General features: G+C 68.1%; 19 protein-coding genes. 6 read left to right on the top strand and 13 right to left on the bottom strand.

Annotated elements, in window-relative coordinates; all coding sequences use genetic code 11:
• Positions 1-40 precede the first annotated feature (40 nt).
• From xylB to OHB24_RS18405, 5 genes are read right to left on the bottom strand one after another with little or no spacing between them, the layout of a single operon-like run.
• The gene (xylB, locus tag OHB24_RS18425) at positions 41-1,492 is read right to left on the bottom strand and encodes a xylulokinase (RefSeq protein WP_327640278.1); all 1,452 of its coding nucleotides are present in this window, start codon (positions 1,490-1,492) and stop codon (positions 41-43) included.
• 10 nt (positions 1,493-1,502) lie between these two features.
• The gene (locus OHB24_RS18420; protein ID WP_327640277.1) at positions 1,503-2,918 is read right to left on the bottom strand and encodes a mannitol dehydrogenase family protein; all 1,416 of its coding nucleotides are present in this window, start codon (positions 2,916-2,918) and stop codon (positions 1,503-1,505) included.
• A 44-nt stretch (positions 2,919-2,962) separates the two neighbouring features.
• Positions 2,963-3,808: a carbohydrate ABC transporter permease gene (locus OHB24_RS18415; protein ID WP_327640276.1), complete on the bottom strand. Its 846-nt coding sequence runs from the start codon at positions 3,806-3,808 to the stop codon at positions 2,963-2,965.
• A complete protein-coding gene (locus OHB24_RS18410) occupies positions 3,805-4,770 on the bottom strand; it encodes a carbohydrate ABC transporter permease (RefSeq protein WP_327640275.1) in 966 nt (321 codons plus the stop codon). The genes OHB24_RS18415 and OHB24_RS18410 overlap by 4 nt, the downstream gene beginning before the upstream one ends.
• Before the next feature lie 6 nt (positions 4,771-4,776).
• The gene (locus tag OHB24_RS18405; protein ID WP_327640274.1) at positions 4,777-6,141 is read right to left on the bottom strand and encodes an ABC transporter substrate-binding protein; all 1,365 of its coding nucleotides are present in this window, start codon (positions 6,139-6,141) and stop codon (positions 4,777-4,779) included.
• A 185-nt stretch (positions 6,142-6,326) separates the two neighbouring features.
• Between OHB24_RS18405 and OHB24_RS18400 the strand changes: the two genes are divergently transcribed.
• Positions 6,327-7,274: a sugar-binding transcriptional regulator gene (locus tag OHB24_RS18400; protein WP_327640273.1), complete on the top strand. Its 948-nt coding sequence runs from the start codon at positions 6,327-6,329 to the stop codon at positions 7,272-7,274.
• Positions 7,275-7,280: 6 nt separating this feature from the next.
• Entirely contained in the window at positions 7,281-8,069 is a 789-nt protein-coding gene (locus OHB24_RS18395; protein ID WP_327640272.1) for a phosphotransferase, read from the top strand.
• Here the strand turns inward: OHB24_RS18395 and OHB24_RS18390 are convergent.
• The gene (locus tag OHB24_RS18390; protein WP_327640271.1) at positions 8,026-8,451 is read right to left on the bottom strand and encodes a hypothetical protein; all 426 of its coding nucleotides are present in this window, start codon (positions 8,449-8,451) and stop codon (positions 8,026-8,028) included. The two genes, OHB24_RS18395 and OHB24_RS18390, sit on opposite strands and share 44 nt — an antisense overlap.
• A 68-nt stretch (positions 8,452-8,519) precedes the next feature.
• Here OHB24_RS18390 and OHB24_RS18385 point away from each other — a divergent pair, with 68 nt between their 5' ends.
• Both OHB24_RS18385 and OHB24_RS18380 read left to right on the top strand, forming a co-directional pair.
• Positions 8,520-9,119, top strand: a complete 600-nt coding sequence (locus OHB24_RS18385; protein ID WP_327640270.1) for a uridine kinase family protein — start codon at positions 8,520-8,522, stop codon at positions 9,117-9,119.
• A 96-nt stretch (positions 9,120-9,215) separates the two neighbouring features.
• Complete coding sequence (locus OHB24_RS18380) at positions 9,216-9,878, top strand: hypothetical protein (protein WP_327640269.1); 663 nt, start codon at positions 9,216-9,218, stop codon at positions 9,876-9,878.
• A 572-nt stretch (positions 9,879-10,450) separates the two neighbouring features.
• Here OHB24_RS18380 and OHB24_RS18375 read toward each other — a convergent pair.
• The 6 genes from OHB24_RS18375 to OHB24_RS18350 form a co-directional block, all read right to left on the bottom strand.
• Positions 10,451-11,731, bottom strand: a complete 1,281-nt coding sequence (locus tag OHB24_RS18375; RefSeq protein ID WP_327640268.1) for a thymidine phosphorylase — start codon at positions 11,729-11,731, stop codon at positions 10,451-10,453.
• A complete protein-coding gene (locus tag OHB24_RS18370) occupies positions 11,728-12,135 on the bottom strand; it encodes a cytidine deaminase (protein ID WP_327640267.1) in 408 nt (135 codons plus the stop codon). Before OHB24_RS18370 ends, OHB24_RS18375 begins: the two co-directional genes overlap by 4 nt.
• Positions 12,113-13,402: an ABC transporter permease gene (locus OHB24_RS18365; protein WP_327640266.1), complete on the bottom strand. Its 1,290-nt coding sequence runs from the start codon at positions 13,400-13,402 to the stop codon at positions 12,113-12,115. The genes OHB24_RS18370 and OHB24_RS18365 overlap by 23 nt, the downstream gene beginning before the upstream one ends.
• A complete protein-coding gene (locus OHB24_RS18360; RefSeq protein WP_327640265.1) occupies positions 13,399-14,604 on the bottom strand; it encodes an ABC transporter permease in 1,206 nt (401 codons plus the stop codon). The genes OHB24_RS18365 and OHB24_RS18360 overlap by 4 nt, the downstream gene beginning before the upstream one ends.
• On the bottom strand, positions 14,604-16,154 hold the full coding sequence (locus tag OHB24_RS18355) for an ABC transporter ATP-binding protein (RefSeq protein ID WP_327640264.1): 1,551 nt from the start codon (positions 16,152-16,154) through the stop codon (positions 14,604-14,606). The genes OHB24_RS18360 and OHB24_RS18355 overlap by 1 nt, the downstream gene beginning before the upstream one ends.
• A gap of 95 nt (positions 16,155-16,249) precedes the next feature.
• Positions 16,250-17,338, bottom strand: coding sequence for a BMP family lipoprotein (locus tag OHB24_RS18350; protein WP_327640263.1), 1,089 nt, complete (start codon positions 17,336-17,338; stop codon positions 16,250-16,252).
• Between the two features lie 300 nt (positions 17,339-17,638).
• Between OHB24_RS18350 and OHB24_RS18345 the strand changes: the two genes are divergently transcribed.
• Positions 17,639-18,820 carry an amidohydrolase gene (locus OHB24_RS18345; RefSeq protein ID WP_327640262.1) on the top strand — a complete coding sequence of 394 codons (1,182 nt, stop codon included), beginning with the start codon at positions 17,639-17,641 and terminating at the stop codon, positions 18,818-18,820.
• Positions 18,821-19,111: 291 nt separating this feature from the next.
• On the opposite strand, the gene OHB24_RS18340 is transcribed toward OHB24_RS18345, so the two are convergent.
• The gene (locus OHB24_RS18340; protein ID WP_327640261.1) at positions 19,112-20,686 is read right to left on the bottom strand and encodes an acyl-CoA mutase large subunit family protein; all 1,575 of its coding nucleotides are present in this window, start codon (positions 20,684-20,686) and stop codon (positions 19,112-19,114) included.
• A 154-nt stretch (positions 20,687-20,840) separates the two neighbouring features.
• Between OHB24_RS18340 and OHB24_RS18335 the strand changes: the two genes are divergently transcribed.
• Positions 20,841-23,948, top strand: a complete 3,108-nt coding sequence (locus OHB24_RS18335) for a M14 family metallopeptidase (RefSeq protein WP_327640260.1) — start codon at positions 20,841-20,843, stop codon at positions 23,946-23,948.
• The last annotated feature ends 39 nt before the right edge of the window (positions 23,949-23,987 follow it).

Genomic DNA, 23,987 nt, shown 5'->3' with positions numbered 1-23,987 from the left:
GGCTCCGCTCGGGCTGGTAGGTCGACATCGAGGCATGACGCTACCGGTTGTAGGGGTCCGCCAGCAGGGAGCGCGTCTTGGTGAGGACCTGTTCGTAGTTGGCGCGGATGGTGGCGGCGTCGACGGTGATGGCCGGCTCGGGTTTGCCGACGGGGATCTGCCAGGTCGGCGGGGTGGCGGCGCCGGAGAGGGCCCAGGCGGCCTGGCGGGCGGCGCCCAGGGCGACGTACTCGGCCGGCTCGGGGAGGACGACCTCGGCACCGAGGAGGGCCGGAGCGAGAGCCTGTACGGCGCGGGAGCGGGCCCCACCGCCGAGGAGCAGGACGCGGTGGACCGGCAGGCCCTGGTCGCGGAGCGCGTCGACGGCGTCGGCGAGGCCGCAGAGCAGGCCCTCGACCGCGGCGCGGGCCATCGTCGCGGGCTGCATGGTCGCACGGGTGAGGCCGTAGATCAGGCCGGTCGAGTGCGGGAGGTCCGGCGTACGTTCGCCGTCCAGGAACGGGAGCAGGACCAGTCCGTCGCTGCCCGGTGAGGTGATCGCGGCCTCGTCGAAGGCGGACAGTTCCAGGCCGAGCATCTGCGCGGTCGCGGACATCACGCGGGCCGCGTTCAGCGTGCAGACGAGCGGCAGGTACTCGCCGGTGGCGTCCGCGAAACCGGCCACCAGGCCGCTCGGGTCGGCGGTCGGGTGCGTCGACCGCGCGAACGCCGTACCGCTGGTGCCGAGGGAGACGGCGACGTCACCGGGCTGCAGGTCGAGCCCGAGCGCGGCCGCCGCGTTGTCACCGGTGCCGGCCGCGATCGCCGCACCGAACGCGGTCTGGCCGACGATCTCGGCCGGCCCCGCAACACGCGGCAGTGCGAGCTGACGGCCGAAAGCAAGCTCGACCAGATCAGTCCGGTAGCTGTTCGTCGTCGGCGACCACCACCCCGTCCCGGACGCGTCCCCACGATCGGTGGTGATCCCCTCGATCCCGGACCGATCGGCCGCCAGCCGATGCGTCATCCAGTCATGGGGAAGCACGACCGCCGCAGCCCGCCGCGCGGCCTCACGCTGCACCGCACTGGCGTCGTCACCTGCGGCTTCGTCCCGCAGCCAGCGCAGCTTGGTGACAGTGAACGACGGGACGGGGACGGAGCCGACGGCCTCGGCCCAGGCTTGAGCACCGCCCAGCTCCGCGATCAGGTCGGTGGTGGCGTCGGCGGAACTGGTGTCGTTCCACAGGACGGCTGGGTGGACGACCTCACCAGAGTCGTCGAGGAGCACCATCCCGTGCTGCTGACCGCCGATCGCGACCGCCTCGACGCCGTCGAGCAGACCATCAGAGGCGGTCTCCCACGCCTGCCACCAGGCCTGCGGATCGACCTGCGTCCCGTCCGGGTGCGGTGCCCGGCCTTCCCGCAGCACCGCTCCGGTCTCCGCGTCGCACACGACCACCTTGGTCGCCTGGGTGGAGCAGTCCACCCCGGCGACCAGCCTCAGCTCAGTCATGGCGTCCAGACTAGAGGGCTTCGAGGGTGGCGCGGGCGCCGATCTCGTGGAGCGACTTCAGAGCGGCCTTGTACGGCGTCACGAACCGCTCGTCCGACGCCAGGTCCCCGAACAGATCCGGGTCCGAGATGAACACCAACGGATCCTCGCGGTTGTGCTGCGCCCGCTCGACCAGCTTGTCGCGCAGCCGGTCGACGACCTCGATCGGCTGCCCCTGCTCGTCGACGCCCTCGGCGTACCGTGCCCAGGACGCGACCACGAGCACCGAGCGCTTGATCTCCCGCCCGGCCGCGAGTTGCTCGCGCACCACTGGCAGCAGCCACTTGGGGATCCGGTCCGAGCTCTCGGCGCACAGCCGCGCCAGTGTGTCCCGTACTTCGGGATTCGCGAACCGCTCGATCAGCTGGTGCTTGTAGCGGTCCAGATCGACCCCGGGCACCGGCGGCAACGTCGGCGTACCTTCGTGGTCCATGTAGCCGAGCAGGAAGTCGACGTACAGCTTGTCCTGACAGACCTCGTGCGCGTACCGGTAGCCGTCCAGGAACCCGAGGTAGCACAACGCCTGGTGCGAAGCGTTCAGCAGCCGCAGCTTCATGAACTCGTACGGCTCGACGTCCTCGACGATCTGGACGCCGACCTCCTCGTACGGCGGGCGCCCGCCGCCGAAGTCGTCCTCGAGGACCCACTGCGTGAACGGCTCGCACACCACCGGCCAGCCGTCCTCGACCCCGAACCGCTCGGCCAGCGCCTCCCGGTCCGCGTCCGCGGTGACCGGCGTGATCCGGTCGACCATGCAGTTCGGGAACCGCACCTCGTTCTCCAGGAACTCGGCGAGCTCCGGGTCCTTGAGCCGCGCGAACGACGCCAGCATCTTGCGCGCGACGTGCCCGTTGCCCGGGATGTTGTCGCACGACATCACGGTGAACGGCGGTACGCCGGCCTCTCGCCGCCGCCGCAAGGCCTCGACGATGAACCCGAACGCGCTCCCCGGCGTCGCGCCCGGCTCGAGGTCCGCGGCCAGCGCCGGATCGGAGGCGTCGAGCTCCCCCGTCACCTGGTTCACGTGGTACCCGCCCTCGGTGATCGTCAGGGACACGATCCGGGTCGCCGGGTCGACCATCCGAGCCAGCACGGCGTTCGGATCGTCCGGCGCGAACAGGTACCCGACGATCGACCCGATCACCCGCGGCTCGAGCGTCCCGTCCGGAGACTTGATCACCAGCGTGTACAACGTGTCCTGGGCGGCCATGACGTCGGCCATCCGCCGGTCGTGCGGGAGCACGCCGACGCCGACGATCCCCCAGTCCAGCGCCTTGCCTTCGTTCATCAGCCGGTCCAGGTACATCGCCTGGTGCGCGCGATGGAACCCGCCGACGCCGAAGTGCACGATCCCCGGCGTCACCGCCGTACGGTCGTAGGAAGGCACACCGACGTCATTGCCCAGAGCATCGAGTGCGGCAGCTGCCAGCCTCACTTGACCGCCCCCAGCGACAGACCCTGGACGAGCTTGTCCTGGGCGGCGAACCCGGCGATCAGGACCGGCAACGACACCACGATGGACGCGGCACAGACTTTGGCGAGGAACAATCCTTGACTGGTCACGAACCCAGTCAAGAACACCGGAGCCGTCTGCGCCACCGTGCCGGTCAGCACGCGGGCGAACAGCAACTCGTTCCAGCTGAAGATGAAGCAGATCAGCGCGGCCGAGGCGATCCCCGGCGTGACGATCGGCGCCACCACGGAGCGCAGCGTGCGGATCAGGTTCGCCCCGTCGACCGAGGCCGCCTCGAGGATCTCCACCGGCACCTCGGACAGGAAGCTGCGCAGCATCCAGACCGCGATCGGCAGGTTCATCGAGGTGTACAGGATGATCAGCAGCCAGATGTTGTCCAGCATCCCGACCGACTGCGCGAACAGGTAGATCGGCAGCAGGCCGGCGACCACGGGCAGCATCTTGGTGGACAGGAAGAAGAACAGCACATCCGTCCACTTCTTCACCGGCCGGATCGACAGCGCGTACGCCGCCGGGAACGCGAGCAGGATGACCAGCACCGTGGACAGGATGCTCGCCGTCAGCGAGTTCGCGATCGACGGCCACGGGCCGGTGTCGAAGAACGACCTGTACCCGTCCAGCGTCAGCGGCGCGCCCAGGTCCGGCGGGTTCTTCGCCGCGTCCTCCTCGGTGTGGAACGAGGTCAGCAGCATCCACACCACCGGCAGCACGAACAGGATGCCGACGATCCACGCCAGCCCGCCGAGGAAGAAGCCGCCACCACGGCTCTTCTTACCCGTCACGATCGTGACCTGGCCGCTCATTTCCCCGTCTCCTCTCGGAACAGCGTGGACACCGAGCGCAGCGCGAAGGTGGCGATGGCGATCGTGCCGATCACCACGATCACACCGGCCGCGGACGCCCGGCCGTAGTCGTGCGCGGTGTAGAAGGTCTGGTAGATCGTGTACGGGAGGTTCGCCGTACCGAGGCCGCCGGACGTGATCGTGAAGACCGCGTCGAAGTTCTGGACGACGTAGATCGACCCGAGCAGCGCGGACAGCTCCAGGTACTGGCGCAGGTGCGGCAGCGTCATGTAGCGGAAGATCTCCCACTGGTTCGCGCCGTCGATCCCGGCCGCCTCGATGACGTCCAGCGGACGGCTCTGCAGGCCGGCCAGCAGGATCAGCATCATGAACGGCGTCCACTGCCAGACCAGCGCGAAGATGATCGACCACAACGGCTGGTTGCTGATCCAGTCCGGCTGCGGTGCGTTGTCGCCGAACAACCACTTCAGCACGCCGTTGAACAGCCCGTACGTCGGGTTGTACAGCGCGTGCTTCCACAGCAGGGCCGCAGCCACCGGGACGACCAGGAACGGCGTGATCATCATCGTCCGGACCACACCCCGGCCGCGGAACTTGCGGTCCAGCAGCAGCGCGATCAGCAGCCCGAACACCAGGCTGATCAGGACGACGCCCGCGGTCAGCAGGATCGTCACCCAGATCGCGTGCCGGGTGTTCGCGTCGGTGATCACCCGGCGGAAGTTGTCGATCCCGGCGAAGCCGCGCTCGTCGGGGTAGTACGCGTTCCAGTCCATGAAGGACACGACGATCGTGACCACGAACGGCAACTGGGTCACGATGATCATGAACACCAGCGCGGGCAGCAACGGGCCGCGCCGGGCCCAGTCGCCGGTCCTGCGCATCAGGGTGCCTTCAGAACCGGGCGGCGGTGCGTGCCGGCGTCCGGGCTTCGCGGGAGTGTCAGGTTTTGCGTCGACGGACATGATCCCTCACTTCGCTTGCCGGGAGCGGTACCGCTCGGCGACGTCGTCGGCGAGCACTTGCCCGCGTTTCAGTGCCTCGTCGACGCTCATCCGTCCGGCGATCGCCGAACTCACGTCCTGACTGACCTGGGTCCCGAGGTCCGGGAACTCCGGAATGTCGATGAACTGGATGCCCGGCGCCGGCCGCGGCTGGGTGCCCGGGTCCTTCGGGTCCGCGTTCTCGATCGCGCTCTTGGTCGGCTCGGCGAACGCCGACGCCTCCTTGACGTACTCCGGGAGCTCGTACGTCGACGCCCGCTTGCCGGCCGGAACGTTGGACCAGCCAACCTTCTCGCCGACGAGCTTCTCGTAGTCCTTGCCGGACGCCCAGGAGATGAACTTCCAGGCGTTGTCCTTCTTCTTCGAGGCTTCCTGGATGCCCCAGGCCCACGCGTACAGCCAGCCGGAACTGTCGGTCTTCACGACCGGTGCGGGCGCGTAGCCCATCTTGCCCTTGACCGGCGAGTTCGGCGCCTCGAGCGAACCGGCCGCCGACGTGGCGTCGTACCACATCGCGACGTTGCTCTGGATGGTGTTGTTCAGGCACTCGGTGAAGCCCGCCTGGGGGGCGCCCGCCTCACCGTGCGCGCGGACCAGGTCGACGTAGAACTTGGTCGCGTCGGTGAACTCCGGCGAGTTGACCTGCGCCTGCCAGTCCTGCGTGAACCACGTGCCGCCGAAGGTGTTCACCACCGTCGTGAGCGGCGCGAACAGCTGACCCCAGCCGGGCTGGCCGCGCAGACAGATACCGCGCATCCCGGGCTGCGCGTTGTCGACCTTGGCCGCGATGTCCGCGACCTCCTGCCAGGTCGGCTTCGCCGGCATCGTCACGCCCTTGGCCGCCAGGATGTCCTTGCGGTACATCAGGAACGACGACTCGCCGTAGAACGGTTCGCCGTAGATCTTGCCGTCGTCCGCGCTCATCGACTGCGTCATCGGCTTCAGGATGTCGTCCTGGTCGAACGACGGATCCTTGGCGATGTAGTCCGACAGCGGCGCGATCCACTTGCTCTTGGCATAGATCGGGATCTCGAAGTTGCTCACCGACGCCACGTCGTACTGACCGGCCTGACTGGAGAACTCCTGGCTGATCTTGTCCCGGACGTCGTTCTCCGGCAGCACGGTGAAGTTCACCTTGATGCCGGTCTGCTTCGTGAAGTTGTCGGCGGTGAGTTTCTGCAGATCGACCATCTGCGGGTTGTTCACCATCAGCACGTTGATGCTGTCCTCGCCACCGCCGCCCGCTCCGCCTCCCCAGCCCGCACAGCCGGTGGTCACGCTCACCAGGAACGCGATACCGACTGCTCCGATGCGTTTGCGCCTACTCAGCACGAGCCACTCCCTCTACCCACACCACCCGCCGAGCGCAGCGAGGCGGGTGCTTTTGGCCTTTGGTCTGGCCTGCTCATTTGAGCACGCCTCTGCTCACAGCACGAGTGAACCGGGAAGGGACTTGACCTGTCAAGGGTCTGTGCAACACTTGTGTCCGACGATGCTCATATGAGCGGGAGGCATTGATGGAATCCTTCGGGCCGGCACAGCTGGTGCTCACCGCGTCGATCGCGCGGCGGTACTACGTCGACGGCCGGTCGAAGGTGGAGATCGCGGACGAGTTCCGGCTCAGCCGGTTCAAAGTCGCGCGATTGCTCGACCAGGCGCGCAGCAGCGGACTCGTTCGGATCGAGATCAGCCATCCCGGCGCCATCGACCTCGACCTGTCCGCCCGCCTGCAGGAGGCACTCGGTCTGCGCCGGGCGATCGTGGTGGACACCCCCGAGGTCGACGAGCCCGCCTTGCGCACGCAACTCGGCAAGGCCGCAGCTGATCTGCTGTCGGAGATCGTCACACCCGAGGACGTGCTCGGGTTGGCCTGGGCGCGAGCCGTGACCGCGATGACCGAGCAACTCACGTCACTCGCCCCCGTGCCGGTCGTCCAGCTGACAGGCGCCCTGACCCGTCCGGACGTCGAGGCGAACTCGGTCGAGCTCGTCCGTCACACAGCTCGCCTGTCGGGCGGCCCGGCGTACCTGTTCTATGCGCCGCTCGTCGTGCCGGATGCCGCGACGGCACGCGCGTTGCGGCAGCAGCCGGAGGTCGCCGAGGCGATCAGCCATTTCGACTCGGTGACGAAGGCGGTCGTCGGCCTCGGGTCGTGGTCGGCCGGCCAGTCGACGCTGTACGACGCGATGGACGAGAAGGCCTGTGAACAGTTGCAGCGCCGCGGCGTCGTGGCGGACATCTCGGGCGTTTTCGTGGACGCAGACGGCGTCGCGGTGCAGAGCCGGGTCACCGATCGGGTGATCGCGATCAACGCCGAGCAGATGGACAAGATCGACGAGGTGATCGCCATCCCGTACGGGCTCGCGAAGGTCGCGGCGGTGCGGGCCGCCGTACGCAGCGGGCTCGTGAACGCGATCGTTACCCACGCACCCCTGGCGAAGGCCCTGCTGCAACAGTCAGACTGACCGGCGATGCCTGCTGCTGAGGTCGAGTTGGTCGGAGGTACGGCGAACCGCGGGTTGGTGGTGCGGGTCGGAGATACCGTCCGGCGGCCGCTGCGCGCCAGTAGTGCGGCGACGCATGCGCTCCTGCAGCACCTGGAAAGCGTCGGATTCGAGGGCGCGCCGGCGCTCCTCGGCATGGATTCCCAGGGGCGGGAGGTGCTCTCGTACTTGCCCGGGGAGACCGTTACAGCGCCGTACCCCTCCTGGTCGATGACGGACGAGGCGCTCGACAGCGTGGCGGTGCTGCTGCGTTCCTACCACCAGGCAGTCGCGGACTTCCGGCCCGCCGGACTCGAGTGGGCCGAGCCGGTGCCCGCCGGCTACGTCACCGGGCTGATCAGCCACAACGACCCGAACCTCGACAACGTGGTGTTCCGGGACGGGGTCGCGGTCGCACTCATCGACTTCGATCTGGCCGGTCCTGGGTCGGCTCTGTGGGACGTCGCCACCGCCGTACGGCTCTGGGCCCCACTACGCCCCGACGCGGACATCCACGACGTACGGCATGGTCAGTCGCTCGCTCGTCTCCGCCGCTTCGCGAACGCCTACGGCCTGACGGACGCCGACCGCCTCCGCCTGGTCGATGCCGCCGCCGACAACCACATCTGGTGCATGGACTACGTCCGCCGAGGCTCCGAAGCCGGCCACCCCTGGTTCCACCAGCGCTGGACCACCGGCGAGGCCGAACTGACCGACCGCACCAACCACTGGTTCAAACAGTCGGACGCCGCACTCCGCCAGGCTCTTCTGGGCTGAGCTCCCGCTCAGCCTCTTCCCGGCCCTCGTAGTACTTCTCCTGCAACCGCTTGACCCAGTGTGGATAAAGCACCACTGGTCCGATCGGCAACGGGGACATGTCAAACCCGCTCACCGCGGCAGTCAGGAACCCGGCGATCGTCAGGGCGACCACCACCAGCCAGCCCTTCCGACAGATCCACGGACCTTCGTCCGCGGCAAGCCCCCGCCGTGTGACCGCCCCGGCACCGAACACCAGACCGGCGAGCGCATCCACGACCGCTGTCGCCATCAGCGGCCAGCCGTGAACGTCGGCGTACGGACCGTATTGCCTCAGGGTCAGCACGCCAGACACGAGCAGGCCGATCGCGAGGAACGCGTACACGGCGGCACCCAGCTTCATCCTCGGCACGTCTGATTATCGCGGGTGGGGATTGGCCGTTACTGCAGGAAGTGGAAGAGAATGTGCCGGTGCGTTCACGGGTGGTGTTGCTGGCGGGGCCTTCGGGGGCGGGGAAGTCGCGCCTGGCCGAGCTGGTCGGGCTGCCCGTCGTACGGCTGGACGACTTCTACCGGGACGGCGACGACGAGGCGATGCCGCGGTCGCCGCTCGGCATCGTCGATTGGGACGACCCACGCTCCTGGGACGGCGATCGTGCGGTCGCGGCCCTGGAGCAGTTGTGTACGACGGGAACCGCCGATCTCCCGATCTACGACATCGCCGCCGACGGCACTGTCGGTCACCGGCCCGTCACCACCGGCGGTTCACCGTTGATCGTTGCTGAAGGCATCTTCGCGGACCAGATCACCAGCGAGCTCCGCGACCGCGACCTGCTGGCGGCCGCGATCTGCGTGTATCACCACCGCGTCGTCACGTTCGTCCGGCGCTTCCAGCGGGACCTCCGCGAGCACCGCAAACCCCCGCTGACGCTGCTCCGCCGCGGTCTGCTGCTGCTCCGCGACGACCCGCAGGTGGTCCGCCGCTGCGTCGCCGCGGGCTGCGAACCCATGCATCCGAAGGCCGCTCGCGTCCGGATCGAGACGCTTCTCACGCAGGCGACGTCTCAGTAGCACAAGGTTGTTCGCCTGAAGTTCACCAACTTCTGTTGGTATCGGTGCCACCCATCGGATGCACTCGGGGGCGAGTGGCCGAACGGAGAGGGACCCGTGAGACGGAATGCGTCAGGCGTTGCCGTTGTAGTGAGCGCAGTACTGCTGGGTGTGACCGCCTGTGGCAGTGAGGACGGCGCGTCGGCGAGCGCTGCCCAGACCCCGGCGGCGAAACACTCCGCGCTCTCGGGTACGGCGGACAAGTCGGCGAAGAGCGTCCTCGCCGGACTCGCTGCGCTTCCCCGCGGGTACGTCGCGGATCCGCGCAACGTCACCGGTCCGTTCACCGCGTCGTCGTACCTGAACACCTGGTCCGCCGACCCGGCGCTGGACCGTGCCCTGCTGCTGAACGCGAGCTTCGTCGAGGGGTACCGGGCGACCCGGCTCAGCCCCGACAAGAAGAAGCGCTACACCGTGCAGCTCTTCAAGACCGGCTCGGCCGCCAAAGCGAAGGCTCTGCAGAAGGGCCTGTGGAACCAGGACCTCCACGACCACCCGTTCACGATCCCGAACGCGCTCTCCGACGCCGGCGTCGAGTACGACGGCAGCACCGACCAGTCGATCGCCCTGGCCGAAGCCAGCATCGCCGTAGGCCCGATCGTCGTAGAACTGACAATCCGCGAAGCCGGTGCCCTAGGCACCGAGCTCACCCCCGACACCACCCTCATCACAGCCCTCACCAAAGAACAACACACCCGCCTAACCACAACCTCCAGCTAACCCTCAGGACGAGATATCCGGCCCTCCAGTCCGACGTGGGTGATAGTGGCCGCACACCACCGCACGCACCTCACCACCGCATTGCCGCACGCACCGCGCCCAGCATGCACAGTACGGTCCGTCCCAGCGGGCCGACCGCGATCAAGCACAAGGAGAGCCCCCGCACACGAGGGGATATCCGTCGGCGTTGTGGCTTCTCCGTTGGTGTGCGAGGGGAGAACCCACAACGCGAGGGGATATCCGGCTCTCTGCCGGATGTGTTGGTGTTGCGTTGCCCGCTAGTGGCGGCCCGGCCCCTCGCGGGCCGGGTGATGTGCACGCTCGACAGGTAGAGCACCGGCGAGACGCTGTACGCATGAACACGTTCACGCTCAGGTGCACTACCCCGCCACCGACACATCCTGTCCAGCTGCAGATCTCACCAGACCCGTCGACTACCCACACATCAGTCACAAGCGCCAGATAACCCCTCGCCCCTCGAGCGAATGTGGCGCGGGTAGCGGTGTCCGTCGAATCGTGGGTTCTGGCGGGGCAGTCCCAAAAGATCCAGGTCGGGGTTGAAGGGCAGTGGGTCAGGCGGTGATGCGGTCGATGACCAGCGGGCCGGGCTCGTAGGAGTCGGCGACAGCAATGGCGTTGGTGAGGGACTCCAGGGCGCGGTCGATGCGGGTGGGGTCGTCGGTGTGGAGGGTGAGGAGGGGCTGGCCTTCCTGGATGCGGTCGCCCGGCTTGGCGTGCATCTCCACGCCGGCTACCGCGGACACCGGGTCCTCCTTGCGCGCGCGGCCCGCGCCGAGGCGCCAGGCGGCGACGCCCACCGCGAGGGCGTCGAGCTTGGAGAGTACGCCGGACGACGGGGCCGGTACGACGTGCTGCTCGGGAGCGACCGGGAGCTCGGCGGACGGGTCGCCGCCCTGGGCCGAGATCATCGCCCGCCAGGCGTCCATCGCCGTACCGTCACGAAGCTTCTCGGCCGGGTCGACGCCGGTGACCCCGGCCGCGGCGAGCATCTCGTTGGCCAGGGCAACGGTCAGCTCGACGACGTCGGCGGGTCCGCCACCGGCCAGGACCTCGACCGATTCGCGAACCTCCAAAGCGTTTCCGGCGGTCAGTCCGAGCGGGACGGACATGTCGGTGAGCAGCGCGACGGTCCTCACACCCGCGTCGGTGCCCAGGGCAACCATGGTCTCGGCCAGCTCGCGGGCGTCCGTCAGGTCCTTCATGAACGCCCCGGACCCGACCTTCACGTCCAGCACCAGCGCGCCGGTACCCTCGGCGATCTTCTTGCTCATGATCGAGCTGGCGATCAACGGGATCGCCTCGACCGTACCGGTCACGTCGCGCAGCGCGTACAGCTTCTTGTCCGCCGGCGCCAGACCGTCACCGGCCGCACAGATCACCGCGCCGACGTCCTCGAGCTGCTGCATCAGCTCTTCGTTCGACAGCGAGGCCCGCCAGCCCGGGATCGACTCCAGCTTGTCCAGGGTGCCGCCGGTGTGCCCGAGCCCGCGGCCGGACAGCTGCGGTACGGCAACCCCGCAGGCCGCCACCAACGGTGCCAACGGCAGCGTGATCTTGTCGCCGACACCGCCGGTCGAGTGCTTGTCCGCGGTCGGCCGGGACAGTTTGCCGAAGTCCATCCGCTCGCCGGACGCGATCATCGCCGCGGTCCAGCGGGCGATCTCGCGGCGGTTCATCCCGTTCAGCAGGATCGCCATCGCCAGCGCCGACATCTGCTCGTCGGCGACCTCGCCCTTGGTGTAGGCGTCGATCACCCAGTCGATCTGCCCGTCGCTCAGCTCGCCCTTGTCGCGCTTGGCCCGGATGACATCCACCGCGTCGAAACTCATCATTCCTCCAGAAACTCGGGGCCGAACGCGTCCGGCAGCAGTTCGCGCAGCAGCCGGATCCCGGTCGCGGTCTCGATCAGCAGCCCCGGGCCGCCGTTCTCGTGCAGCAGTTGCCGGCACCGTCCGCACGGCGTCAGCAGGTGCTCGTGCCGATCCACGCAGGTGAACGCGACCAGCCGTCCGCCCCCGGTCCGGTGCAGGTCCGACACCAGCCCGCACTCGGCGCACAACGTCAACCCGTACGACGCGTTCTCCACGTTGCACCCGGCAACGATCCGCCCGTCGTCGGCGTACGCCGCGGCGCCCACCGGGAAGTGCGAGTACGGCGCGTACGCGCGGTGCATCATGTCGACGGCAACCGCGCGCAACGCCGGCCAGTCGACCTCACTCGGTGACGTAGGGCTCACCGTCCGCCTTCGGTGCTCTGACCCGTCCGACCAGGCCGGCGACCGCGATGACGGTGGCCAGGTACGGCGCCATCAGCAGCAGCTCGCCCGGGATCGGGGTCTGGATGATCTGGAGCTGGGACTGCAACTGGGTGGCGAACCCGAAGAACAGGGCCGCGACCATCGCGCCGATCGGGTGCCAGCGGCCCATGATCAGCGCGGCCAGCGCGATGAACCCGTTGCCCGCGGTCATCTCCTTGGCGAACGAACCGGCGTACCCGACGGTGAAGAACGCGCCGCCGAGGCCGGCCAGGACGCCGGCCGCGAGGACCGCGGAGTACCGGATCCGCTTGACCTTGATGCCGACCGTGTCGGCCGCCTTCGGGTGCTCGCCGACCGCGCGGATCCGCAGCCCCCAGCGGGTCTGGAACAGCACGAACGTGACGACGGCGACCGCGAGGTAGGTCAGGTAGACCAGGATCGTCTGGTTGAACAGGATCGGCCCGATGAACGGGATGTCGGCCAGGCCGGGGATCTTCACCGCGGACAGCACGTTCGGCGTGTTCAGCTTCTCCGCTTCCGGCTGCATGAACTGGTCGAAGAGGAAGCCGGTGATACCGGTCGCGAACACCACCAGGACGACACCGAGGACGACCTGGTTGACCAGGTACTTGATCGAGAACACCGCCAGCAGCGCGGCCATCACGACGCCGCTCGCAGCCGCCGCGATCAGGGCGGCGGTGGCGCTGTTCGTCGTACTCGACACCAGGGCGGCGGTGAACGCGCCGACCAGGAACTGGCCCTCGATCGCGATGTTGATGACACCGGCCCGCTCGCACAGCACGCCGGCGAGCGCGCCGAGGATCAGCGGCGTCGCGAAGTTCAGCGTGCCCTGGAACTGGTTCGCCAGCGGGAACGTCTTGCCCGCGGACGCCCAGCACAGGAACGCGCCGATGAAGGCGACACCCAGTACGGCGGCCAGCCAGCCGGCGTACCGCTGCGGGACCTGGCGCAGGACGTACGCGACCGCGGCGCCGACGCCGAGGATCGCGAGCACCAGGGCGACCGGTTGCGCGGGCAGTCCGAGCAGGTTGTCCTGCAGGTCGCCGGACACCAACTGGAACGTCGCCTTGCCGCCCTTGGTGAAGATCGCCAGACCGAGGCCGATCAGGGCGAACACCAGCATCACGCCGCCGACCCGCAGCCGGCGGGTGCGGTCGGCCGGAGCCTCGATGACCTGCGGCTTCGCAGGTGCAGCCGGCACAGCGTCCGGCGTTGTCTCGGTCATCCGTTCCAGCCTTTCGCGAGAACCGTGCCCGCTCCGCGTTCCTTCGGCAGGAAGCGGAAGATCGAGCGCACCAGGGCCGGGGCCGCGACGAACAGCACGATCACGGCCTGCAGGACGGTGGTCAGGGTCAGCGGCGTCTGCGTGATCAGCTGCATCTGCAGACCGCCCGCGTTCAGCGCGCCGAAGAGCAGACCGGCCAGGACGGTGCCGAGCGGCGTACCGCGGCCGAGCAGCGCGACCGTGATCGCGTCGAACCCGACCGACGCCGCGACCCCGTCGGTCAGCGGCAGATCCGTGCCGAGCACCTGCTGGGTCCCGGCCAGACCGGCGAGCGCACCGGCCACGACCATCGCGATGATGTACGCGCGGCCGACCGACATACCGGCCGTCCGGGAGGCGTCCGCGTTCGCGCCGACCGCGCGGAGCTCGAAACCGATCGTCGAGCGGTTCAGCAGCCACCAGACGAAGACCGCGGCCACCAGCGCCACCAGGAACCCGACGTGCAACCGGGTGTCGCCGAACTTCGGGTACTGCGCGTTGTTGTCGACGATCGGGGAGATCGGGTCGGTCCGCCCGGGCCGCTGGAACGTCTTGGTGGTCAGCAGCCAGGCGAGCAGGTAGATCGCGACGTAGTTCAGCATGATCGTCACGATCACCTCGTGCGCGCCGGTGCGGGCCTTCAGCAGGCCGACCACACCGCCCCAGAGCGCGCCGCCGATCAGACCGGCGACGATCGCCAGGATCAGGTGCAGGACAGGCGGCAGGTGCCACGCGAACCCGACGTACGACGCGAGGATCGCGCCGGCGATCAGCTGGCCCTGGGCGCCGATGTTGAACAGCCCGGTGCGGAACGCCAGCGAGACCGCCAGACCGCCGCAGATCAGCGGTGTTGCCTGGGTCAACGACTCGCTGATCGGCGTCCAGCCGCCCAGCGCGCCGACCGCGAGCGACTTGTACGCCTCGCCGACCGCGCTCAGGGCGGCGGAGAAGGTGTCCATCGGCGCGGCGCCGAAGTACCCGACCGCCTTCTGCACCTGGTCGTCGCCGATGATGATCAGGATCGCCCCGACCAGCAGCGCCAGCACGATCGCGCTCAGCGAGACCAGGCCCTGGACCGCCCACGACGGCAGGCCCGAGGACCAGCGCTGCGGCTCCTTGGCCGGCGGCACGGGCGCCGGAGCGGCCTCTGTCTCAGTGCTCATCAGATGGTTCCCAAGGTCGTCGGGTTCTCGATCGCCACTTCGTGCGCCTCCGACTTCGAGGCGCCGGCCATCATCAGGCCCAGTTCGTCGCGCGGGGTGTCCGACGGTACGACGCCGACGACCTTCCCGCGGTACATCACCGCGACCCGGTCCGCCAGCGCGGCGATCTCGTCCAGTTCGGTGGACACGATCAGGACCGCCGTACCGTTGTCGCGCTCCTCCACGATCCGGGTGTGCAGGAACTCGATCGAGCCGACGTCCACCCCGCGGGTCGGCTGCGAGGCGACCAGCAGCTTCAGCGGGCGGGACAGCTCACGGGCCAGCACGACCTTCTGCTGGTTCCCGCCGGACAGCGACGACACCGGCTGGTCGATGCCCTGGGTACGGATGTCGAACTCCTCGACCCGGGCGGTCGCGTTCTTGTCGATCTCGTCGGTGCGCAGCGCCACCCCGTTGCCGAACGGCGCCTTCCGGAACAGGTCCAGGACCAGGTTCTCGGCGACCGAGAACGAGCCGACGAAGCCGTCGTGCGCGCGGTCCTCCGGGATGTACCCGATCCCGGCGTCAAGACGGTGCCGGGTCGACTTCCCGGTCAGGTCCTGGCCGTCGAGCGAGATGGTCCCGGCCGCGATCGGCGTGAGCCCGAGCAAGGCCTCGGCGAGCTCGGTCTGACCGTTGCCCTGGACACCGGCCACGGCGAGGATCTCGCCCGCTCGCACCTCGAGGTCGACGTCGTCGACGGCGGTGAACCCGCGCTCGTCGATCACGGTCAGTCCCTGGATCCGCAGTACGGCGTCCTGCGGCTGGGCCGGCTCCTTGTCCACGACCAGGTCGACCGCGCGGCCGACCATCAGCTCGGCGAGCTCCTCCTCGGACGCGGACGGCTCGGCCTGCCCGACCACCTTGCCGCGGCGGATCACGGTGATCTTGTCCGCGATCGCCTTGACCTCTTTGAGCTTGTGGGTGATGAAGACGATCGAGGTGCCGTTCTCCTTGAGCTGACGCATGACGCCGATCAGCTCGTCGATCTCGGCCGGCGTGAGCACCGCGGTCGGCTCGTCCAGGATCAGCACCCGGGCGTCGTTGGTGAGCGCCTTGATGATCTCCACCCGCTGCTGGACCCCGACCGGGATGTCCTCCACCAGCGCCTCGGGGTCGACCTCGAACCCGTACCGGTCGGACAGCTCGGTGACCAGCGCGTGCGCCTTCTTCCGGTCCAGTACGCCGCCGGCCCGGACGTTCTCCCGGCCGAGCATGATGTTCTCGGCGACCGTGAACACCGGGACCAGCATGAAGTGCTGGTGGACCATGCCGATCCCGTGCTTGATCGCGTCGCTCGGCGAGGTGATGCGCACCTTCTCGCCGTCGATCACGATCTCGCCCGAGTCGGGCTGCAGCAGCCCGTAGAGCATGTTCATCAAGGTGCTCTTGCCGGCCCCGTTCTCACCGAGCAGGCAGTGGATCTCACCCGGCTCGATGACCAGGTCGATGTGGTCGTTGGCGACCAGCGAGCCGAAGCTCTTGGTCAGGCCTGACAGCTCGAGGTGCATGCGGGCAGCCTCCCCTTCAGACGGCGAGCCAGGAAGGCCACGACCTGTAGGTCTGCCTTCCTGGCTCGCACCGTACTACGCAAGTGAGCGGTGGTTCAGGATGCCTTCGGCTGAACCTTCGACTGCACGGTGATCTTGCCGCTGATGATGTCGGCCTTGATCTGCTCCAGCTCGGTCTTCACGTCCGCCGGGATCTTGCTGTCGAACTCGTGGAACGGCGCCAGCGCCGTACCGCCGTTCTCCAGGGTGCCGGTGAACTGGGTGTTGTCGAACTTGTTGTCGACGGCAGAGACGATCGCGTCCTTCACGGCCACGTCCATCCCCTTCTCCACGCTGCTGAGCAGCACGGAGCAGTACTCCGCGGCGCTCACGCAGCCGTCGGTGTCGACCCAGATCGCGTTCACCTTGCCGTTGCTGGCCTTGGCCGCCTGCAGACCGCCCAGACCGGCCGGGCCGGCCACCGGGAAGATCACGTCGGCGCCCTGGGTGATCAGGTTCTGGGCGTTGTTCTGGCCCTTGGCCTTGTCCTCGAAGTCACCGGTGAACAGACCCGCCTGCTTGGCGTCGTCCCAGCCGAGCACCTGGACGTTCTTGCTCTTCTGCGTGTTGAAGTACCGCACGCCCTCGGCGAAGCCGTCCATGAAGATCGTCACGGTCGGGATCTTCAGACCACCGAAGGTGCCGACCTTGCCGGACTTCGACATCGCCGCGGCCAGGTAGCCGGCCTGGAAGCTGGACTGCGCCGTGTTGAACAGCAGCGGCTTCAGGTTCGGGATCTCGCCGACCTTGGTGGTGTCCGGAGCCGAGTCGACGATCGCGAACTTGATACCGGTGTTCGCCTTGGCCGCCTTCTCGGTGGCGTCCTCGAGCTTGAAGCCGACGGCAACGATCACGTTGCACTTGGCGTTCACCATCGCGGTCATGTTGGTCGGGTAGTCGTTGTCCGACTTCGACTCCGCCTTGACCTCGGTCAGGCCCTTTTCCTTCACCGCGTCCTGCAGACCCTTGTACGACGTCTGGTTGAACGACTTGTCGTCGAAGCCCCCGGAGTCGGAGACCATGCAGGCCTTGAAGTCCTTGTTGGCACCGCCGCCTGCGTTGTCATCGGTCGGCTTGCTGCCACACGCGGCGACGGCGAGCGTCAGCACGCCCACGATCGCCGTTCCCCGCACGTACTTCTTCACCGGAAGTCTCCTTCGTCGACCAGAAACGTATGCACGCCGCACGCCTTCCCCCACGTGCCGCATCCGCAGACTATAGGGCGCGGTCAGTGTTTCTTTGAACGTCAAGCAGGCCTCGATACCGGAAAGTGACCGGTATCCGCGTCACATTTCGACAACTTCTCCGGTGTGGTCACCGCCCGCGCTTCCCACGTCACAGCGTGCACGCTCCGTGGTCGCCCTCACCGTGCGTGGCGGTCACGGCTGGTGAGGCGCCCCGGACCTCGGCGCGTCCCGGCGTACCGCTGGTGTCACAATCTCCGGATGAGTCATCAGCTACTGGTCGCGGACGTGCTGGCGCGGGTCGAGGCGGTCCGTGAGGACATGGTCGACGTACGGCGCGATCTGCACGCGCACCCGGAGCTCGGGTGGCACGAGGTGCGGACGACCGAACTGCTCGAGCAGCGGCTCGTCGAGGCCGGCCTGTCGCCGCGGGTGCTGCCGACCGGGACCGGGCTGATCTGCGACATCGGGTCCGGTGACACCTGCGTCGCGCTGCGGGCCGACATCGACGCGCTGCCGGTGCCGGACGGCGTGGATGCTCCGTGGCGGTCGACGCTCGACGGGGTGGCTCACGCGTGCGGTCACGACGTACACACGTCGGCACTGCTCGGTGCGGCGCTGGTTCTGGCCGGCATGGCGCGCGACGGGCAGCTGGACCGGCGGGTGCGGGTGATCTTCCAGCCGGCCGAGGAGGTCATGCCCGGCGGTGCGCTCGGGGTGATCGCCGCGGGCGGGCTGGACGGCGTACGACGTATTTACGGTCTGCACTGCGACCCGCGGCTGCAGGTCGGCGAGGTCGGCCTGCGCGTCGGCGCGTTGACCGCCGCCGCCGACCGGCTGCTCGTCCGGCTCACCGGCCCCGGCGGCCACACCTCCCGGCCGCACCTGACGGCCGATCTGGTCTACGCGCTGGCGACCCTGGTCTCAGCGCTTCCCGCTGCTCTCTCCCGCCGCGTGGACCCGCGCGCCGGCATGTCCCTCGTCTGGGGCCGCATCACGTCGGGCTCCGCCGCGAACGCGATCCCGTCCCGCGGCGAGGCCGAGGGCACCCTGCGCTGCCTGGACGCCAACGCGTGGCGCCTGGCCGAGGAACTCATCCCGACACTCGCCGCCCAGATCGTCGCGCCGTACGGCGTCGAGGTCGAGGTCGAGGTCACGCACGGCGTACCGCCCGTCATGAACGACGCCCTCGCGATCAACGTCCTGCAGAACGCCGTCCACCAGACCCTGGGCTCCAGCGCCGTCGCCCCCACCGACCAGAGCCTCGGCGGCGAAGACTTCGCCTGGTACCTCGAACACGTCCCCGGCGCCATGGCCCGCCTGGGCGTCCGCCCACCCACCCAAGAAACCGCCGCCGACCTCCACACCCCCGGCTTCGACCCCTCCGAAGAAGCCATCACCGTAGGCACCACCCTCCTAACCACCACCGCCCTCCTCGACTAACCGGCCCCACCAACCGGTCGTCGGGCACGCGGCCGGGGCCGTCGAGTCGTGGGGTTTGGCGCTCACCTACAGCCTCGATCCACGACTCGCGGTTTCGAGAGGCAACCAAACGCCACGACTCGGCGTGAGCCGTCGTGGGCAGGCCCTCGGGTCTGACGGTTCGGCAGCTCGACAGGACGTCTCGCCGAGAGCGGGTGTCATGCCGCGTGCGCTCCGCTGGAATCCGCCCCGATCGACGGATACATCCTGTCGAGCTGCAGATCGTCCGACGCTTGTGCAGGGCGGTGGGGGTTAGAAGGTGTCGGCGGGGACGTAGACGCCCCAGACTTCTCTGAGGGTGTTGGAGACTTCGCCGACCGTGGCTCGGGCTTTTAGGGCGTCCTTCATGGGGTAGAGGCAGTTGTCGTTGCCTTCGGCAGCTTTTTTGAGGGCGGCGAGGGCCTCGTCGACCGCAGTCTGGTCGCGGGTGCTGCGGAGGGTGGCCAGGCGGGCGACCTGTTGGGCCTCGATGGTGGGGTCGACGCGGAGGGGTTCGTACGGTTCCTCGTCGGTGATCTTGAACTTGTTCATGCCGACGACGACGCGTTCGACGGCGTCGATCTCCTGGGCGATCTGGTACGCCGAGCGCTCGATCTCCTGTTTCTGGTACCCCTTCTCGATCGCTGCGACGGCGCCGCCGTACTCCTCGACCTGGTCCATGAGTTCGATCGCGGCGGCCTCGACCTCGTCGGTGAGCGACTCGACGACGTACGAGCCGGCGAACGGGTCGACGGTCGCGGTGATGTCGGTCTCGTAGGCCAGGACCTGCTGCGTGCGCAGTGCGAGGCGAGCCGCCTTCTCGGTCGGGAGCGCGATCGCTTCGTCGTACGAGTTGGTGTGCAGGGACTGGGTTCCACCGAGTACGGCGGCCAGACCCTGGATCGCGACCCGTACCAGGTTGACCTCGGGCTGCTGCGCGGTGAGCTGTACGCCGGCGGTCTGGGTGTGGAAGCGCAACATCAACGACTTCGGGTTGCGAGCGCCGAACGAATCCCGCATCACCCGCGCCCAGATCCGCCGCGCCGCGCGGAACTTCGCGACCTCCTCGAGCAACGTCGTACGAGCGACGAAGAAGAACGAAAGCCGCGGCGCGAACTCGTCCACGTCCAGCCCGGACGCGACCGCGGCCCGGACGTACTCGATGCCGTTCGCCAGGGTGAACGCGATCTCCTGCGCGGGCGTCGCCCCGGCCTCGGCCATGTGGTAGCCGGAGATCGAGATCGTGTTCCACTTCGGCAGCTCGGAGTGGCAGTACGCGAAGATGTCGCTGATCAGCCGCAGCGACTCCTTCGGCGGGTAGATGTAGGTGCCGCGGGCGATGTATTCCTTCAGTACGTCGTTCTGGATCGTGCCGGTGAGCTTGTCACCGGGGACCCCCTGCTCCTCGGCCACCAACTGGTACAGCAGGAGCAGCACCGACCCGGGCGCGTTGATCGTCATCGAGGTGGACACCTGGTCCAGCGGGATCTTGTCGAACAACACCCGCATGTCGTCGATCGAGTCGATCGCGACCCCGACCTTGCCGACCTCGCCGTGCGCGATCGGCGCGTCGGAGTCGTACCCCATCTGGGTCGGCAGGTCGAAAGCGACCGACAGTCCCATGGTCCCGTGGTCGATCAGCTGGTGATACCGCTGGTTCGACTCGGCCGCGGTGCCGAACCCGGCGTACTGCCGCATCGTCCACGGCCGCTGGGTGTACATCGTCGGGTAGACGCCCCGGGTGTACGGGAACTGTCCCGGCTCCCCCAGCTTGGCCCCGGCGTCGAACCCGTCCAGCGGCCCGTACACCGGCGCGAACTCGAACCCCGACTCGCTCCGATGACTCATCCTCCAACGGTAGGCCGAACCACACTCCCACTGGTATGCACAGCCTGGGTGAGATCGAGCACGCCAGGTGATCGCGGACCCCGGGCTGTTGACTTGTGATCTGAGTCACAGGAGGCTGCGACAGAGTATGCACCGTCGACCGGGGAGGGGCGACATGCGCAGATCTCCTGTTCTTATCGCAGGACTAGCAGTACTGGCCGTCGTAGCGGGGGCACTGGCCGCAGGACCGGCAGCGACCGCGGCACCAGGGCCGGGGGGTGACGGCCTGGAGGTCTACGTCGGCGAACTGGATCCGCAACAGTTGCAGAAACTGGCGGACATCGGCGTGGATCGCGAGGGCCTGACCACGGGCCGGACGGCCGACGGCAAGGCCAAGGTCGAGGTCATCATCAGCGACCGGCAGGCCGACAAGCTCCGTTCCGACGGCGTCGACCTGAACGTCAAGAAGGTGAAGGGCCGCGACGCCTCCGACGAGGCCGCCCGGCTCGCCTTGGCCGGCCCGACAGTGTTCCGGCCGTACAGCGGTCCCGGTGGCCTCGCTGAGGAGCTGAGCACGACAGCGGCCGCCAATCCGGCCTTGGCCAAGTTGGTCCGGGTCGGTACGACGGTGCAGGGCAAACCGATGCTCGCCGTCAAGGTGACCAAGAACGCCCGTCAACTCAAGGACGGCCAACGACCCTCGGTGCTGTACATGGGCGCCCAGCACGCGCGGGAGTGGATCACCCCCGAGATGGTCCGCCGGCTGCTGCACCACGTCCTCGACAACTATGGCAGCAACGCCGAGATCACCAAGCTGCTCAACACCACCGAACTGTGGTTCATGCCGGTGGCCAACCCCGACGGCTACGACTACACGTTCACCGGGGACCGGCTGTGGCGGAAGAACCTGCGCGACACCAACGGCGACGGGGCCACCGCGCCCGGCGACGGGATCGACCTGAACCGCAACCTCGCGACCAAGTGGGGTTACGACAACGAGGGCTCGTCCCCCGACCCGATCAGTGACACCTACCGCGGCACCGGCCCGAACTCCGAACCGGAGACCAAGGCCCTCGACGGACTGTTCAACCGGGTCCGCTTCACCGAGCTGATCAACTACCACTCGGCCGCGCAACTCATCCTGTACGGCGTCGGCTGGCAGGTCAGCACGCCCTCGCCGGACGACGTCATCTCCGCGGCGATGGCCGGCGACGACGCGAACCCGGCCGTTCCCGGCTACGACCCGGACATCTCGGCCGAGCTCTACACCACCAACGGCGAGACCGACGGGCACGCCACGAACAGGTACGGCACGCTCGCGTTCACGCCGGAGATGTCGACCTGTCAGAGCGCGTCGGCCGTCGATCCCAACGACCAATGGAAGCCCGAGGACTGCGTCAGCGTCTTCACGTTCCCCGACGACGAGGGCCTGATCCAGGCCGAGTTCGCCAAGAACATCCCGTTCGCACTCTCGGTCGCGAAGTCCTCGCACGATCCCGACGACCCGGTGTCCGTGGTCGGTACGACGGCCGCCGACCTGGTCGCCGATCCGTTCGAGGTCTCGTACGGAACCACCCAGCCGGTCGCGGTGACGGCCAAGCGGGCGTTGAAGAACCTGCAGCTCAACTACAAGGTCAACGGCGGTCGCACGGTCAGCGACAAGGTGTCGGAGTGGAAGGGCGGAGAGCGCTACGGCAACTCCGACGACCATTACTACGCCGAGTTCCGCGGCACAGTACGGCGTACCAGGCCTGGCGACTCGGTCGAGGTCTGGTTCAGCGGCTACAAACCGGGCAAGGGCTCGGTCGCCAGCGATCACTTCACCTACAAGGTGTCCACCGACATCGGCGGGAAGGTACTGATCCTGGCCGCCGAGGACACCACCGGCCTCAGCCCGGCGCAAGGCGTCGCCACCGCCAAGTACGCCGACGAGTACGCCGCGGCCCTCGCCGCGAACGGCATCTCTTCGGACGTGTACGACGTGGACGCGAACAGCCGGACCGCGCCCCACCACCTCGGCGTTCTCTCGCACTACAAGGCCGTCGTGTGGGAGACCGGCGACGACATCATCACGCGAGAGGTCGGCCAGGTCGGCGGTACGGCGGCCGAACTGGCCCTGGACCTCGAACTGTCCGTCCGCGACTACCTCAACGAGGGCGGCAAGCTCCTCCACACAGGTAAGTACGCCAGCTACGCAAGCGGTCAGGACGGCTCCTACTGGTACAACCCGTTCGAGGAGCAGCAGGGCGAGTGCACCACGCCGACGTTCTACCCGTGTATCCAACTGCTGAACGACTTCGAGCAGTACTGGCTCGGTGCCTACAGCTATGTCGACAACAGCGGCAGCGACGTCAACGGGGTCCCGTTCTCGATCAGCGGAGTGTCCGGCGCCTTCAACGGGTACACCGCAACTCTCAACGGCGGCGACTCGGCGAACAACCAGGACCACACGGCGGCGTTTGTCCTGACGTCGAGCGTGTTGCCCAAGGCACAGTTCCCGCAGTTCGCCAGCTCGGCGCCACTGAAGTGGGATCGGCCCGGCTCTGCGCCGTTCGATCCGGTCACAGGTTCGCAGTACGTGTACAGCCAGCGAGGCGACATCAGCTACAAACGGCTGACCCGCACGGTGGACCTGAACGGCGTGACGGCCGGTTCTCAGCCATCTCTGTCGTTCAAGATCTCCTACGACACCGAGGCGGACTGGGACTACGTCTTCGTCGAGGCCCACACCGTCGGCCAGGACGACTGGACGACACTGCCGGACCTGAACGGTCACACGTCGCAGGACACCGGCCAGAGCTGTCCGGCCGGTTGGTCGGTACTGCATCCGCAGCTCCTGCACTACCAGGGCGCGGACTGTTCACCGGGCGGCACCACCGGCGGCTGGTATGCGTCCACCGGTTCCAGCGCGGGATGGCAGGACTGGAAGGTCGATCTCGCGCCGTACGCCGGCAAGCAGGTCGAACTCTCCATCAGCTACGTCAGTGACTGGGGAACCCAGGGCCTCGGTGCCTTCGTCGACGACACCACGGTCACGGCCGGCACGACCGTGACGACGTCGTTCGAGACCGACTTCGGCGGCTGGACGGTGTCCGGTCCACCAGCCGGCTCGGCGACGAACCCGAACGACTGGATCCGCACCACCACCGCCTTCCTCGAAGGAGCCGGCATCACGACCAGAGACACCGTGTACGTCGGATTCGGCGCCGAAGGCCTGACCACGCAGGCGATGCGCAACGACCTGGTCCGCCGGTCGATGATTCACCTGTTCAGCACGCCGTAGCAGATCGGCCGTCCTGGTCCACGTGACCAGGGCGGCCGG

Source organism: Kribbella sp. NBC_00482 (assembly GCF_036013725.1).
Lineage (GTDB): Bacteria > Actinomycetota > Actinomycetes > Propionibacteriales > Kribbellaceae > Kribbella.
The sequence above is the reverse complement of the archived record's forward strand: the minus strand, read 5'-3'. Positions and strand labels throughout refer to the sequence as shown.

Excerpts from the sequence above, each read along its gene's own strand:
- OHB24_RS18375 (WP_327640268.1), bottom strand. The coding sequence starts at position 11,731 with ATGATGAGTTTCGACGCGGTGGATGTCATCCGGGCCAAGCGCGACAAG.
- OHB24_RS18415 (WP_327640276.1), bottom strand. The coding sequence starts at position 3,808 with ATGAGCGGCCAGGTCACGATCGTGACGGGTAAGAAGAGCCGTGGTGGC.
- OHB24_RS18355 (WP_327640264.1), bottom strand. The coding sequence starts at position 16,154 with ATGCACCTCGAGCTGTCAGGCCTGACCAAGAGCTTCGGCTCGCTGGTC.
- OHB24_RS18395 (WP_327640272.1), top strand. The coding sequence starts at position 7,281 with ATGCCTGCTGCTGAGGTCGAGTTGGTCGGAGGTACGGCGAACCGCGGG.
- OHB24_RS18365 (WP_327640266.1), bottom strand. The coding sequence starts at position 13,402 with ATGACCGAGACAACGCCGGACGCTGTGCCGGCTGCACCTGCGAAGCCG.
- xylB (WP_327640278.1), bottom strand. The coding sequence starts at position 1,492 with ATGACTGAGCTGAGGCTGGTCGCCGGGGTGGACTGCTCCACCCAGGCG.
- OHB24_RS18410 (WP_327640275.1), bottom strand. The coding sequence starts at position 4,770 with ATGTCCGTCGACGCAAAACCTGACACTCCCGCGAAGCCCGGACGCCGG.
- OHB24_RS18335 (WP_327640260.1), top strand. The coding sequence starts at position 20,841 with ATGCGCAGATCTCCTGTTCTTATCGCAGGACTAGCAGTACTGGCCGTC.
- OHB24_RS18340 (WP_327640261.1), bottom strand. The coding sequence starts at position 20,686 with ATGAGTCATCGGAGCGAGTCGGGGTTCGAGTTCGCGCCGGTGTACGGG.
- OHB24_RS18345 (WP_327640262.1), top strand. The coding sequence starts at position 17,639 with ATGAGTCATCAGCTACTGGTCGCGGACGTGCTGGCGCGGGTCGAGGCG.
- OHB24_RS18400 (WP_327640273.1), top strand. The coding sequence starts at position 6,327 with ATGGAATCCTTCGGGCCGGCACAGCTGGTGCTCACCGCGTCGATCGCG.
- OHB24_RS18390 (WP_327640271.1), bottom strand. The coding sequence starts at position 8,451 with ATGAAGCTGGGTGCCGCCGTGTACGCGTTCCTCGCGATCGGCCTGCTC.
- OHB24_RS18360 (WP_327640265.1), bottom strand. The coding sequence starts at position 14,604 with ATGAGCACTGAGACAGAGGCCGCTCCGGCGCCCGTGCCGCCGGCCAAG.